Source organism: Streptomyces sp. NPDC016851, from assembly GCF_055562795.1.
In genome coordinates this window covers 1-13,289 of the sequence record NZ_JBVHEP010000002.1, presented here as the reverse complement: position 1 = coordinate 13,289, position 13,289 = coordinate 1, and the positions used below count along the sequence as shown (strand labels likewise).

Genomic DNA, 13,289 nt, shown 5'->3' with positions numbered 1-13,289 from the left:
CGCATGTCAGTCCTTCACCCGCATGTCAGTCCCTGAGTTCCAGCACACCGGATATGCCGGCCCGGCGCGGTGGTGTGCCGCCGTCGAGCTCCGCGTCGTCGGCGATCCGGCCGTCGAAGAAGCTGATCACCCGGTCCGCGGCGCTCGCCAGCCGCGCGTCATGGGTGACCAGCAGGATCGTCTGCCCGCGCTGGTGGAAGCGGGTCAGCAGCCGCATCACCTCTCGGGTGCCCTTGCTGTCGAGGCTGCCCGCGGGCTCGTCGGCCAGCAGCAGCGGGGGATGGTTGACCAGCGCCCGGGCCAGGGCGACGCGCTGCTGTTCGCCGCCGGACAGCTCGCCCGGCATGCTGCGCTCCTTGCCCGTCAGGCCCAGCTCGGCCAGCAACTGCTCCCGCTCGGCCCGGGCCCGCTTCGGCGAGGTCCCGGCGAGCAGGGCGGGCAGCTCCACGTTGTCGGCGACGGACAGGTTGGACACGAGGTTGAAGAACTGGAAGACGATCCCGATCCGCTTGCGGCGCTCCACCGCCCAGCGGGCCTCGCTGTAGGTGTCGGTGGACTCGCCGTCGAGCCAGATCCTGCCCGCGTCCGGCCGCTGGAGGCCGCCGAGCAGATGCAGCAGCGTCGATTTCCCGGCGCCGGACGGGCCGGTGATCGCCACGAACTCGCCGGGCCGTACGCACAGGTCGACCCCGCGCACGGCATGGGCGGGCGCGCCCTCGCCGTGGTGCGTCTTCACCAGCCCCTCGGCGCGCAGCACAGGAGCGGGACGGTCGTCGCTCACTCCAGCTCCTCCAGCTCTTCCTGGCACCGCTCCAGCCAGTCGAGATCGGCTTGCAGGTGCAGCATCGCGCCCTCGATCAGCAGGTGGGCGATGCGGTTGTCGCGGTCTTCGGCGGCGGCCAGCTTCGACAGCTGCCGCATGGTGTTCAGGTACTGGCGCCGCTGCTGGTTGATCAGGGAGATCTGGTCGGCGAGACCGCTCTGCGGAGCGAGCGCCAGCTTCATGAAGAACTCGTCCCGTACCCGCGGCTCGTCCTCGGGCTCCTCGAACCAGGCGCGCAGCGCCTCCCGCCCGGCTTCGGTGAGGTGGTAGACCTTTTTGTTGGGCCGGCTGGACTGCGCCACGTCCTCGCCCTCGATCAGTCCCGACTTCTCGAGGCGGCCGAGGGTCACATAGATCTGGCCGACGTTCGGCTGAGGGTACGCGGAGCCCAGCAGTTGCTCAAGGTCCTGCTTGAGCTCGTAGCCGTGGGCGGGTCCGCGGGCGAGGAGGGCCAGGAGGGGCAGGCGCACGCGTGCAGTCCTCCTGTCCGGTCCAATGTGCTCCAGGCCCTAGTATCGCCCATACCTAACAGGTATACATGGCCTCTGTTCCGGGCGAAGGTGCCCGTCGCCGGTGTACAGGGAGGAACCTATGCGGTGGATCCATGCCGCGGGTAGGGGCCTTCTCGTTCTCGTCGTGGTCCTGACCGGTTACGTTGCCGCCGGAGCGCAGGCGGGCGAGCCTGCCGGCGGCGGCCGCGGACCGCTCACCCTGGCCACCGCCGGAGACCTTACCGGCTACCTCGGTCCTCTGCTGGAGGGCTGGAACCGCACCCACCCCGGCGAAAAAGTGACCCTCGTCGAGCTGCCGGACTCCGCCGACGAGACCCAGGCCCAGATGGCCACGGACCTGCGCGACGGCGACCGCAGCCGGTTCGACGTGCTCAACATCGACGTCAACTGGACCTCGGAGTTCGCCGCGGCGGGCTGGATCCGGCCGCTGCCCCGCGACCGCTTCCCGCTGAAGACCTTCCTCCCGCCGGTCGTGGACACGGCGACCTACGACGGACAGCTGTACGCCGTCCCGTACGTCACCAACGCCGGCCTGCTCCTGTACCGCAAGGACGTCCTCGCGAAGGAGGGCGTCAAGCCGCCGCGCACCTGGGCGGAGCTGGAGCGCTACGCGAAGACCATTGCCCCGAAGTACGGCCTCGACGGCTACGCCGGGCAGTTCCTCCCGTACGAGGGCCTCACCGTCAACGCGGCCGAGGCCGTCTACTCGGCGGGCGGCTCGATCCTCGGCGACGAGGGCGAGCGCGTCACCGTCGACTCGGCGGCGGCCCGCGAGGGCATCGGCTTCCTGGCGCGCGGCGTGCGCGAGGGCTGGATCCCGAAGGAGGCGCTGACGTACAAGGAGGAGGAGTCCAAGCAGGCCTTCCAGGACGGCCGGCTGCTCTTCCTGCGGAACTGGCCGTACGCCTACGTCGGCGCCTCCGCCCCCGGCTCGAAGGTCGCCGGCGATGTCGGTGCCGTACCGCTGCCGGGACCGGACGGGCCGGGGACGAGTGTCCTCGGCGGTTCCAACCTGGCCGTCAGCGCGCACGCGAGGCATCCGGACTCGGCCGCCCGCCTGATCGCGTACCTCACCAGCGAGCGCGTCCAGCGCCAGGTCCTCACGCGCGGTGCGCTGCCGCCCGTCCGGGCCGATCTCTACGAGGATCCCGCGCTCATCCGCAGGTTCCCGTACCTGCCGACCCTGCGGGAGAGCGTGCGCACGGCCGAGCCGCGCCCCAAGAGCCCGCGCTACGACCAGGTCAGTCTGGTGGTGCAGGCGGTCGTGCACGACGCGATGGCCGGGCACGAGACGCCCGCGGCGGCGGTGCGCCGACTGGCCCGCGAGCTCGCCGCCATCTCGCGCCGCTAGCGCAGTCGGCGAGCCTTCTACTTACTTGTTAGGTAACGCGGACGTCTCATTTCGCTGAGATATGTCCAGTAAATACCGGATTTCACCACCTCAACTCTGCGGTAGCTTCTGTCTTTTCATTGACACCCTCTCGACACGCCTACTTAACATGCATGCATAACCGCTGCCCTCCTCAGAGACAGGTCGATGGGTTGAACAGGCACCACTGGTGGCGTGACGCAGTGATCTATCAGGTGTACGTCCGCAGCTTCCTCGACAGCACCGGCGACGGCGTCGGCGATCTCGCCGGAGTCCGGGCCGGGCTGCCCTACCTGAAGAAGCTCGGCGTCGACGGGATCTGGCTGAGCCCCTTCTATCCCTCGCCGCAGCACGACCACGGCTACGACGTGGCCGACTACTGCGACGTCGACCCGCTCTTCGGCGACCTCGACGAGTTCGACCTGCTGGTCGGGGCCGCGCGGCGGCTCGGCATCAAGGTGCTGCTCGACATCGTCCCGAACCACTGCTCCAGCGAGCACCCCTGGTTCCGTGAGGCGCTCGCGGCCCTGCCCGGCAGCCCTGCCCGCGCCCGCTTCCACTTCGCCGACGGCCGCGGCCCTGACGGCGCCGAGCCGCCCAACAACTGGCACTCCATGTTCGGCGGCCCCGCCTGGAGCCGCGTGACCGAGCCGGACGGCCGGCCCGGCCAGTGGTACCTGCACATGTTCGCGCCCGAGCAGCCCGACTGGAACTGGCGCAACCCGGAGATCGCCGCCGAGTTCGACCGGATCCTCCGCTTCTGGCTGGACCGGGGCATCGACGGCTTCCGCATCGACGTCGCCGCCGGGCTCTTCAAGCACCCGGAGCTGCCCGACTCCGACGACCCGGAGGCCGACGCCCGCACCCGCGACTCGGTCAACCCGCTCGCCTGGAACCAGCCCGAGGTGCACGAGGTGTGGCGGCGCTGGCGCTCCATATGCGAGGAGTACACCGAGCGCGACGGCTGCGAACGCCTCCTCGTCGGCGAGGTCTCCGTCCCGACCGCCCGCGAGCACGCCCAGTACGTCCGCCCCGACGAACTCCACCAGGCCTTCTTCTTCGACCTGCTCAGCGCCCCCTGGGACCCGGACGCCTTCCAGAAGGTCATCTCCGAGGCCATGCAGGACATCGCCGGCACCGGCTCGACCGTCACCTGGGTCCTCAACAACCACGACCAGGTCCGCACCGTCACCCGCTACGGCGAACCCGCCACCGAGGGCAGCGGCCTCGGCGCCGCCCGCGCCCGTGCCGCCGCGCTGCTGATGCTGGCGCTGCCCGGAGCCGCCTACATCTACCAGGGCGAGGAGCTCGGCCTGCCCGAGGTCGTGGACCTGCCCGACGACGTGCTCACCGACCCGATCTTCCGCCGCACCGGCAGCAGGGCCCGCATCCGCGACGGCTGCCGGGTGCCGCTGCCCTGGTCGGGGCAGGCCTCGCCGTTCGGCTTCACCCCGGGCGTGGAGAGCGCCAAGCCGTGGCTGCCCCAGCCGGAGTACTTCGCCGAGTACGCCACCGACCGCGCCCTCGCCGACACCCGCTCCTTCTGGCACCTGTACCGCGACGGCCTCCAACTGCGCGCCGCTCTGCCCCAGTTGGGTGAGGGCACACTGCGCTGGCTGGACTCCCCGCCCGGGGTCCTGGCCTTCTCCCGTGGTGACGACCTGGTGTGCGCCGTCAACTTCGGTACGGCCCCCACCCCCGCGCCGGTCTCCGGCACCCCCCTGCTCGCCAGCGGCCCCTGCCCGCCCGGAGTGCTCTCCGGCTCGACGGCCGCCTGGTGGATCCGTTCCTGACCGCCCCGCAAGTCAAGCCCGCAAGTCAATTCCCCGAAGGGACATCAACGATGATGCGACGACGTACCACCCTGCTCACCGGCTGCACCACCCTCGTCCTGGCGCTCGGCGCGACCGCCTGCGGCGGCGGACCCGTCTCCGCAGGCGGCGGTGACAAGGCGCTCAGCGGTCAGACGATCACCGTGGCCGGTGTCTGGTCCGGCACCGAGCAGAAGAACTTCCAGAAGGTGCTGGACGCCTTCACCGAGAAGACCGGCGCCAAGACGCAGTTCACCTCCACCGGCGACAACGTCTCCACCGTCGTCGGCAGCAAGATCGAGGGCGGCAACGCCCCCGACGTCGTGATGGTCCCGCAGGTCGGCGTGCTCAAGCAGTTCGCGCAGAAGGGCTGGCTCAAGCCGCTCTCCAAGAAGACCGAGCAGGCCGTCGACGCCGGCTACGCCCCCGTGTGGAAGGAGTACGGCAGCGTCGACGGCACCCTCTACGGCCTGTACTTCAAGGCCGCCCACAAGTCGACCGTCTGGTACAGCCCCGACGCTCTCGAGCAGGCCGGTGTGAAGCCGCCGAAGAGCTACGACGAGATGCTGAAGGCCGGGCAGACCGTGTCCGACTCCGGGCTCGCCGCGTTCTCAGTCGCCGGGCAGGACGGCTGGACCCTCACCGACTGGTTCGAGAACGTCTACCTCTCCCAGGCCGGACCCGAGAAGTACGACGCCCTCGCCGCGCACAAGCTGAAGTGGACGGACGCGTCGGTCGTCGACGCCCTGACCACGCTCGGCAAGCTCTTCAAGGACAAGCAGCTCATCGCCGGCGGCCAGAAGGGCGCCCTGAACACCGACTTCCCCGGCTCGGTGGAGAAGGTGTTCGGCCCGAAGCCCGAGGCCGGCATGGTCTACGAGGGCGACTTCGTCGCCGGCGTCGCCAAGGACCAGTTCGGCAAGAAGGTCGGCGAGGACGCCAACTTCTTCCCCTTCCCGGCGGTCGCCGGCGGCGAGGCACCGGTCGTCAGCGGCGGTGACGCGGCCGTCGTCCTCAAGGACGGCAAGAACCAGAAGGCCGCCCAGGCCCTCCTGGAGTTCCTGGCGACCCCGGAGGCCTCCGCGGTGTGGGCGGAGGCGGGCGGCTTCCTCTCCCCGAACAAGAAGCTCGACCTCGCCTCCTACGGCGACGACGTCACGCGCGCCACCGCCAAGTCCCTCGTCGACGCCGGGGACTCGGTCCGCTTCGACATGTCCGACCAGGCCCCGGCGGCCTTCGGCGGCACCAAGGGCACCGGCGAGTGGAAGCTGCTCCAGGACTTCCTGCGCGACCCGTCGGACCCGAAGGGCACCGCGGCGAAGCTGGAGGCCGCGGCGGCCAAGGCGTACCAGGACTGATCCGCCATGACAGCGACCCTCGTCAAAGAGACGAACCCCCCACCGCCCGTCACGGTCGCCGACCGCACCCGGCGGCTGCGCCGGCGCGGGAAGATCGTCGCCCTGCTGTTCGTACTGCCCGCCCTGCTGCTGCTCGGCGCGCTCGTCGTCTACCCCGTGCTGTTCAGCGTCGGCCGCAGTTTCTTCGACGCCTCGGGGACGACCTTCGTCGGCGGCGAGAACTACACCGAGATGTTCCGCGACCCGGCGACCCTCACGGCCGTCCGCAACACGGCCATCTGGGTCGTCGTGGCTCCGGCCCTGCTGACCGGCCTCGGGCTGATCCTGGCCGTCCTGGTGGAGAAGGTCCGCTGGGCCACCGCCTTCAAGCTGCTCCTGTTCATGCCGATGGCGGTCTCCTTCCTTGCCGCCGGCATCATCTTCCGGCTCGCCTACGACGAGGACCCCGACAAGGGCGTCCTGAACGCCGCGGCCGTCTCCGTCCACGACGCCTTCAAGGCCGAGTCCTCGTACCCGACCGCCCGGGCGCGGGACGGGCAGGGTTTGACGAAGGACAAGGACGGCTCGTACCGCACCAGTACGCCCGTGTCCCCGGGCGACGCGGTGACGCTGGGCCTGGTCGGGGTGCTGCCCGACGACCTGCCCGGCGGGACCGAACCCGCGTACACGGCGGCCGGAAAGAAGGCCGCCCCCGACGAACTGCGCGGCGTGGTCTACCTGGACTTCACCCCTGGCGGGGGAGGGGAACAGGGCAAGGTCGACCGGCGGGAGAGCGGACTGCCGCAGATGAAGGTCGAGGCAGTGCGCGACGGCAAGGCCGTCGCCACGGCGACCACCGCGTCCGACGGCTCCTTCCGCTTCGAGGGACTCCGACCGGGCTCGTACGCGGTGAAGCTGCCGTCGTCCAACTTCGCCCCGCCCTACGAGGGGGTTTCCTGGCTTGGACCGGCGCTCGTCACACCGGCGATCATCGGGGCCTACCTGTGGATCTGGACCGGCTTCGCCATGGTGCTGATCGGGGCGGGCCTGTCCACGCTGCCCCGGGACGCGCTGGAGGCGGCACGGATCGACGGCGCGAACGAGTGGCAGATCTTCCGGCGGATCACCGTGCCGCTGCTGGCCCCGGTCCTCACGGTCGTCTTCGTCACTCTGGTCATCAACGTGATGAAGGTCTTCGACCTCGTCTACATCATCGCGCCCGGGCCCGTGCAGGAGGACGCGACCGTCCTCGCGACGCAGATGTGGCTGGTGTCGTTCGGCGGCGGCAACAACCAGGGGCTCGGCAGCGCGCTCGGAGTGCTGCTCCTGCTGCTGGTGGTCCCGGCCATGGTGTTCAACGTCCGCCGTTTCCGAAGGAGTCAGCGATGAACGCGGTGCGGCGCGGTTTGGGCAACGGGGTCGTCCAGGCCTTCCTCGTGGTGATCGGCCTGGTGTGGATGACGCCGCTGGCCGGGCTGTTCCTGTCCTCGCTGCGGTCCGCCGAGGACACGGCGAAGGGCGGCTGGTGGACGGTGTTCTCCAGCCCCGGACAGCTGTCCTTCGACAACTACTCCTCGCTGTTGCAGAACTCCGGCATCACGCAGGCGTTCTGGAACACGGTGCTGATCTCGGTGCCCACGACGGTGCTGGTCGTGGTGATCGCGGCGCTCGCCGGCTACGCGTTCGCGTGGCTGGACTTCCCCGGTCGGGAGGCGGTCTTCCTGGTCGTGGTCGCGCTGTTGGTGGTGCCCGTGCAGATCGGGCTGCTGCCGGTCGCCAAACTCTTCGGGCAGCTGGGCCTGTTCGGCACGATCCCCGGTGTCGTCCTCTTCCACGTGGCCTACGGTCTGCCGTTCGCGGTGTTCCTGCTGCGGAACTACTTCGCCGAGATGCCGAAGGAGATGCTGGAGGCGGCCCGGATGGACGGCGGCAGCGAATGGCGTATCTTCACGCGGCTCGTGCTGCCCGTGGGGCGGCCGGCGATCGCCTCCCTGGCCATCTTCCAGTTCCTGTGGGTGTGGAACGACATGCTGGTGGCGCTGCTGTTCGCGGACAGTGCTTCACAGCCGCTGACGGTGGAACTCCAGTCGCAGATACGGCAGTTCGGCAGCAACATCGATGTCCTGGCGCCCGGGGCGTTCGTGTCCCTGGTCGTGCCGGTCGTCGTGTTCTTCGCGTTCCAGAGGCACTTTGTGCAGGGGGTCATGGCCGGGTCGGTCAAGTAGCCGCAGTACCAGGGGGCTCCGCCCCCTGGACCCCCGCCTATGCCCACCCGCCACCCGAAACTGCCCTTGATGGGGGCAACTGCGAGGCGAAGGCACGGGGGTCCAGGGGGCGGAGCCCCCTGGTTGCCTTGCCCTAAGCCGAAGCCGGCGGATACAAGGAACGCGGCAGTTGGGAAGCCGCTGCCGCGTCCAGCAGCCACAGTGTCCGGCTGCGGCCGTACGCCCCGGCCGCCGGCGCCTGGATCTCCCCCGCGCCCGAGAGCGCGATCGCCGCGGCCTGGGCCTTGTCCTCGCCCGCGGCCAGGAGCCACACCTCACGAGCCGCCCGAATCGCCGGCAACGTCAGCGTCACCCGGGTCGGCGGCGGCTTGGGCGCGCCGTGGACACCGACGACCGTACGGTCGAGTTCCCGCACCGCCGGCAACTCCGGGAACAGCGACGCCACGTGCGTGTCCGGCCCGACTCCCAGCATCAGCACGTCGAACGTCGGCACGGGCCCGTGGTTCTCCGGGCCCGCCGCTCGCGCCAGTTCCTCCGCGTACGCGGCCGCCGCCGCGTCCACGTCGGTGCCGTAGGGGCCGTCCGACGCGGGCATCGCGTGCACCCGCTTCGGATCGAGCGGCACCGAGTCCAGCAGTGCCTGACGCGCCTGCGTGACGTTGCGCTCCGGGTCGCCCTCGGGCAGGAACCGCTCGTCGCCCCACCAGAGGTCGAGCCGGCTCCAGTCGATCGCGTCCCGGGCGGGCGCTGCGGCCAGGGCGGCCAGCAGGCCGTTGCCGTTGCGGCCGCCCGTCAGGACCACGGACGCCGAGCCCCGGGAGGCCTGCGCGTCCACGATCCTGGTGATCAGCCGGGCCGCCGCGGCCTGGGCCATCAGCTCCTTGTCGTGGTGGACGACGAGCTGCGGTGCCGTACTCACTTCGTGGGTGCCTTCCTTACCGGTTCCAACCTTGGCGGTTCCTGCTTCACCGGTGCCTGCGCCGCCGCTTCCGCAGCGGGAGCTTTCGCAGCCGCTTCGACGGGAGCGGGGAGGGCGAGTCGTGCTCGCCCGTCACTTTTGGGCTCTCCCTGATCTCCTTTGGGAGACTTCAGCCGGTCCACCCCGTACCGCAGCGCCGACGCGTACGTGTCGTCCGGGTCGAGCCGCCGCAACTCCTCCGCGATCAGCTCGGCCGTCTCCCGGCGCTTGAGCGCCACCCCGCGGGCCGGCTGGCCCTCGATGGAGAGCGTCGCGAGGGAGCCGTCGGCTCGGTCCAGGGTGATCGCGCCGCAGCTGGTGTCCATGCGGACCGCCGTCAGACCGGGGCCGCCGGACAGTGAGCGCTTCACGGGGACGTCCAGCCGGTCCGCGAGCCACATCGCCAGCAGCTCGCAGCTCGGGTTGAACTCCTCGCCCTCCACCTCGACGGCCCTGACCTCGCAGGTGACCTGGTCGAGGGCCGCCGCCAGCATGGAGCGCCAGGGCGTGATGCGGGTCCAGGACAGGTCCGTGTCACCGGGGGTGTAGGTCCCGGAGCGGGTGGCCAGGTCCCGTACCGGCTGCTCGGAGGCGTAGGTGTCGGTGACGCGGCGCTGGGCGAGGGCGCCCAGGGGGTCCTTCGCCGGGTCGAGAGGCGCGTTCACCGGCCACCACACCACCACCGGGGCGTCCGGCAGCAGCAGCGGCAGCACCACCGACTGGGCGTGGTCGGCGACTTCGCCGTAGAGCCGGAGCACGACCGTCTCGCCGGTGCCGGCGTCGGCGCCGACCCGGACCTCCGCGTCCAGGCGGGACTGCGTACGGTCGCGGGGCGAGCGGGAGACACGCTTGATGACCACGAGCGTGCGCGAGGGATGCTCGTGCGAGGCGTCGCTCGCGGCCTTCAGCGCGTCGTAGGCGTTCTCCTCGTCGGTCACGATGACCAGCGTGAGCACCATCCCGACCGCCGGGGTGCCGATCGCCCGGCGGCCCTGCACCAGCGCCTTGTTGATCTTGCTGGCCGTGGTGTCCGTGAGGTCTATCTTCATGGCCGGCGCCAGCTCCGTCCGTGTCGCTCGAGCATTTCGTCCGCCTCGACGGGCCCCCAGGTACCGGCCGGGTACTGGGCGGGCTTGCCGTTGGTGTCCCAGTACTCCTCGATCGGGTCGAGGATCTTCCAGGACAGCTCGACCTCCTCGGTACGCGGGAAGAGGTTCGAGTCCCCGAGGAGGACGTCCAGGATGAGACGCTCGTACGCCTCCGGGCTGGACTCCGTGAAGGACTCGCCGTACGCGAAGTCCATCGACACGTCGCGGATCTCCATCGACGTGCCGGGGACCTTCGAGCCGAAGCGGACCGTGACGCCCTCGTCCGGCTGGACGCGGATGACGATCGCGTTGGAGCCGAGCTCCTCGGTGGCCGTGCTGTCGAAGGGGGAGTGCGGGGCCCGCTGGAAGACGACCGCGATCTCCGTGACGCGGCGGCCCAGGCGCTTGCCGGTGCGCAGGTAGAAGGGGACGCCCGCCCAGCGGCGGTTGTCGATCTCCAGCTTGATCGCGGCGAAGGTGTCGGTCTTCGAGGAGGCGTTGATGCCGTCCTCCTCCAGATAGCCGCGCACCTTCGTGCCGCCCTGCCACCCGGCCGCGTACTGGCCGCGCACGGTGTCCCGGCCCATGTCCTTGGGCAGCTTCACCGCGCCGAGCACCTTGGTCTTCTCGGCGGCCAGCGCGTCCGCGTCGAAGGAGGCCGGCTCCTCCATGGCGGTGAGCGCCAGGAGCTGGAGGAGGTGGTTCTGGATGACGTCACGGGCGGCGCCGATGCCGTCGTAGTACCCGGCCCGGCCGCCGATGCCGATGTCCTCGGCCATGGTGATCTGCACGTGGTCGACGAGGGACCGGTTCCAGATCGGTTCGAACATCGTGTTGGCGAAGCGCAGCGCCAGGATGTTCTGGACGGTCTCCTTGCCCAGGTAGTGGTCGATGCGGAAGACCTGGTCCGGGGCGAAGACCTCGTGGACGACCTTGTTGAGCTCCTCGGCCGACTTCAGGTCGTGCCCGAACGGCTTCTCGATGACCGCGCGCCGCCAGGAGCCGCCCTTCTGGTCGGCCAGCCCGTGCTTCTTCAGCTGCTGGATGACCACCGGGAAGGACTTCGGCGGCACGGACAGGTAGAAGGCGAAGTTGCCGCCCGTGCCCTGTGCCTTGTCCAGCTCCTCGATCGTGGAGCGCAGCCGCTCGAACGCGTCGTCGTCGTCGAACGTGCCCTGCACGAAGCGCATGCCCTGGATGAGCTGCTGCCAGACCTCTTCGCGGAAGGGCGTGCGGGCGTGCTCCTTGACCGCGTCGTGGACCTCCTGGGCGAAGTCCTCGTGCGCCCACTCGCGGCGGGCGAAGCCCACGAGCGAGAAGCCCGGCGGCAGCAGACCCCGGTTGGCGAGGTCGTAGACGGCGGGCATGAGCTTCTTGCGGGACAGGTCGCCCGTGACGCCGAAGATGACCAGGCCCGACGGCCCCGCGATACGCGGGAGCCGTCGGTCCGCGGGGTCACGCAGCGGATTGCTGCTCGACACCTGTTCAGCCCTCCGAAGGCGCGAGGCGCTTGAGCTCGGCCTCGGTCGACTTCAGCAGGTCGGTCCAGGACGCCTCGAACTTCTCGACGCCCTCCTCCTCCAGCAGCTGGACCACGTCGTCGTACTTGATCCCGAGCCTCTCGACCGCGTCGAGGTCGGCGCGGGCCTGCTCGTACGTGCCGGCGATGGCGTTGCCACGGATCTCGCCCTGCTCCTCGGTGGCGAACAGGGTCGCCTCCGGCATGGTGTTCACCGTGTTCGGGGCCACCAGTTCGTCGACGTACAGGGTGGGCTTGTACGCCTTGTCCTTGACACCGGTGGACGCCCACAGCGGACGCTGCTTGTTGGCGCCCGCCTTCTCCAGGGCGTTCCAGCGGTCCGAGGAGAAGACCTCCTCGTACGCCTGGTAGGCCAGACGGGCGTTCGCGACGCCGGCCTTGCCGCGCGCCGCCTTGGCCTCGTCGGTGCCCAGCGCGTCGATCCGCTTGTCGATCTCGGTGTCCACGCGGGAGACGAAGAACGACGCCACGGAGTGGATCTGCGACAGGTCCAGGCCGCGCTCCTTGGCCTTCTCCAGGCCGGTCAGGAACGCGTCCATGACCAGGCGGTAGCGCTCCAGCGAGAAGATCAGCGTGACGTTGACGCTGATGCCCAGGCCGATGGTCTCGGCGATGGCCGGGATGCCCGCCTCGGTCGCCGGGATCTTGATGAGCGTGTTGGGCCGGTCCACCAGCCAGGCGAGCTGCTTGGCCTCGGCGACCGTCGCCCGCGTGTTGTGCGCCAGGCGCGGGTCGACCTCGATCGAGACCCGGCCGTCCTGGCCACCGGTGGCGTCGAAGACCGGGCGCAGGATGTCGGCGGCGTCGCGGACGTCCGCCGTCGTGATCATGCGGATGGCCTCTTCGACGGTGACCTTGCGGGCGGCGAGATCGGTCAGCTGCGTGTCGTAGCCGTCGCCCTGCGAGATCGCCTTCTGGAAGATCGACGGGTTGGTGGTGACGCCCACGACGTGCTGCTGGTCGATCAGCTCGGCGAGGTTGCCGGACGTGATCCGCTTGCGCGACAGGTCGTCCAGCCAGATCGCCACGCCTTCCTCGGAGAGGCGCTTGAGTGCGTCTGTCATGGAAATTCCATCTCCTACGTGTCGTATATAAGCGTCAGCGCTGAGCTGCGGCGATCGATTCCCGCGCGGCGGCGGCCACGTTCTCGGGAGTGAAGCCGAACTCGCGGAAGAGGACCTTGCCGTCGGCCGAAGCACCGAAGTGCTCCAGGGAAACGATGCGGCCGGCGTCGCCCACGTACTTGTGCCAGGTGAGACCGATACCGGCCTCCACCGCGACACGGGCCCGGACGGACGGCGGCAGGACGCTGTCCCGGTACCCCTGGTCCTGCTGCTCGAACCACTCCACGGACGGCATGGACACCACGCGCGTGCGCACGCCGGCGCCCTGGAGCTGCTCGCGCGCCTCGACGGCGACGTGCACCTCGGAGCCGGTGGCGATGAGGATGACCTCGGGCTCGCCGCCGTCGGCCTCGAACAGGACGTAACCGCCCTTGGCGGCATCGTCGTTGGGCTCGTACGTCGGCACACCCTGACGGGTCAGCGCCAGACCGTGCGGCTGGCCCTTGCCGAACTCCTTCGTCCAGCGCCGGAGGATCTCGCGCCAGGCGATGGCCGTCTCGTT

General features: G+C 70.1%; 12 protein-coding genes. 5 read left to right on the top strand and 7 right to left on the bottom strand.

Going from position 1 to position 13,289, the window contains the following annotated elements:
• Positions 1–25: 25 nt before the first annotated feature.
• Both ACZ3I3_RS02800 and ACZ3I3_RS02795 read right to left on the bottom strand, forming a co-directional pair.
• Positions 26–781, bottom strand: a complete 756-nt coding sequence (locus ACZ3I3_RS02800; protein WP_099054619.1) for an ABC transporter ATP-binding protein — start codon at positions 779–781, stop codon at positions 26–28.
• On the bottom strand, positions 778–1,293 hold the full coding sequence (locus tag ACZ3I3_RS02795) for a PadR family transcriptional regulator (protein WP_356043967.1): 516 nt from the start codon (positions 1,291–1,293) through the stop codon (positions 778–780). Before ACZ3I3_RS02795 ends, ACZ3I3_RS02800 begins: the two co-directional genes overlap by 4 nt.
• Positions 1,294–1,414: 121 nt before the next feature.
• Here ACZ3I3_RS02795 and ACZ3I3_RS02790 point away from each other — a divergent pair, with 121 nt between their 5' ends.
• The 5 genes from ACZ3I3_RS02790 (at position 1,415) to ACZ3I3_RS02770 (ending at position 8,077) form a co-directional block, all read left to right on the top strand.
• On the top strand, positions 1,415–2,686 hold the full coding sequence (locus ACZ3I3_RS02790; RefSeq protein ID WP_467362005.1) for an ABC transporter substrate-binding protein: 1,272 nt from the start codon (positions 1,415–1,417) through the stop codon (positions 2,684–2,686).
• Positions 2,687–2,838: 152 nt separating this feature from the next.
• Entirely contained in the window at positions 2,839–4,497 is a 1,659-nt protein-coding gene (locus ACZ3I3_RS02785) for a glycoside hydrolase family 13 protein (RefSeq protein ID WP_467362004.1), read from the top strand.
• Between the two features lie 50 nt (positions 4,498–4,547).
• The gene (locus ACZ3I3_RS02780) at positions 4,548–5,873 is read left to right on the top strand and encodes an ABC transporter substrate-binding protein (protein ID WP_467362003.1); all 1,326 of its coding nucleotides are present in this window, start codon (positions 4,548–4,550) and stop codon (positions 5,871–5,873) included.
• Between the two features lie 6 nt (positions 5,874–5,879).
• Complete coding sequence (locus tag ACZ3I3_RS02775; protein WP_467362001.1) at positions 5,880–7,241, top strand: ABC transporter permease subunit; 1,362 nt, start codon at positions 5,880–5,882, stop codon at positions 7,239–7,241.
• Complete coding sequence (locus ACZ3I3_RS02770) at positions 7,238–8,077, top strand: carbohydrate ABC transporter permease (RefSeq protein WP_467361999.1); 840 nt, start codon at positions 7,238–7,240, stop codon at positions 8,075–8,077. Before ACZ3I3_RS02775 ends, ACZ3I3_RS02770 begins: the two co-directional genes overlap by 4 nt.
• A 133-nt stretch (positions 8,078–8,210) precedes the next feature.
• Here the strand turns inward: ACZ3I3_RS02770 and pgl are convergent, their stop codons facing one another.
• The 5 genes from pgl to ACZ3I3_RS02745 all read right to left on the bottom strand — a co-directional run.
• Positions 8,211–8,996 (bottom strand): 6-phosphogluconolactonase, encoded by a 786-nt coding sequence (gene pgl / locus ACZ3I3_RS02765; protein WP_467361997.1) that lies wholly within the window; start codon positions 8,994–8,996, stop codon positions 8,211–8,213.
• Positions 8,993–10,084: a glucose-6-phosphate dehydrogenase assembly protein OpcA gene (opcA, locus tag ACZ3I3_RS02760; protein ID WP_467361995.1), complete on the bottom strand. Its 1,092-nt coding sequence runs from the start codon at positions 10,082–10,084 to the stop codon at positions 8,993–8,995. Before opcA ends, pgl begins: the two co-directional genes overlap by 4 nt.
• Positions 10,081–11,604, bottom strand: coding sequence for a glucose-6-phosphate dehydrogenase (zwf, locus tag ACZ3I3_RS02755; protein WP_467361993.1), 1,524 nt, complete (start codon positions 11,602–11,604; stop codon positions 10,081–10,083). The genes opcA and zwf overlap by 4 nt, the downstream gene beginning before the upstream one ends.
• Positions 11,605–11,608: 4 nt before the next feature.
• Entirely contained in the window at positions 11,609–12,727 is a 1,119-nt protein-coding gene (gene tal / locus ACZ3I3_RS02750; protein WP_467361992.1) for a transaldolase, read from the bottom strand.
• 34 nt (positions 12,728–12,761) lie between these two features.
• Positions 12,762–13,289: transketolase-like TK C-terminal-containing protein (locus ACZ3I3_RS02745; protein WP_467361990.1), on the bottom strand; the 528-nt coding region annotated here is incomplete at its 5' end.

What these genes read in the sequence shown, in the direction of transcription:
- ACZ3I3_RS02790 (WP_467362005.1), top strand. Translation starts at nt 1,415, where the DNA reads ATGCGGTGGATCCATGCCGCGGGTAGGGGCCTTCTCGTTCTCGTCGTG.
- ACZ3I3_RS02785 (WP_467362004.1), top strand. Translation starts at nt 2,839, where the DNA reads ATGCATAACCGCTGCCCTCCTCAGAGACAGGTCGATGGGTTGAACAGG.
- ACZ3I3_RS02780 (WP_467362003.1), top strand. Translation starts at nt 4,548, where the DNA reads ATGATGCGACGACGTACCACCCTGCTCACCGGCTGCACCACCCTCGTC.
- ACZ3I3_RS02775 (WP_467362001.1), top strand. Translation starts at nt 5,880, where the DNA reads ATGACAGCGACCCTCGTCAAAGAGACGAACCCCCCACCGCCCGTCACG.
- ACZ3I3_RS02770 (WP_467361999.1), top strand. Translation starts at nt 7,238, where the DNA reads ATGAACGCGGTGCGGCGCGGTTTGGGCAACGGGGTCGTCCAGGCCTTC.
- opcA (WP_467361995.1), bottom strand. Translation starts at nt 10,084, where the DNA reads ATGAAGATAGACCTCACGGACACCACGGCCAGCAAGATCAACAAGGCG.
- tal (WP_467361992.1), bottom strand. Translation starts at nt 12,727, where the DNA reads ATGACAGACGCACTCAAGCGCCTCTCCGAGGAAGGCGTGGCGATCTGG.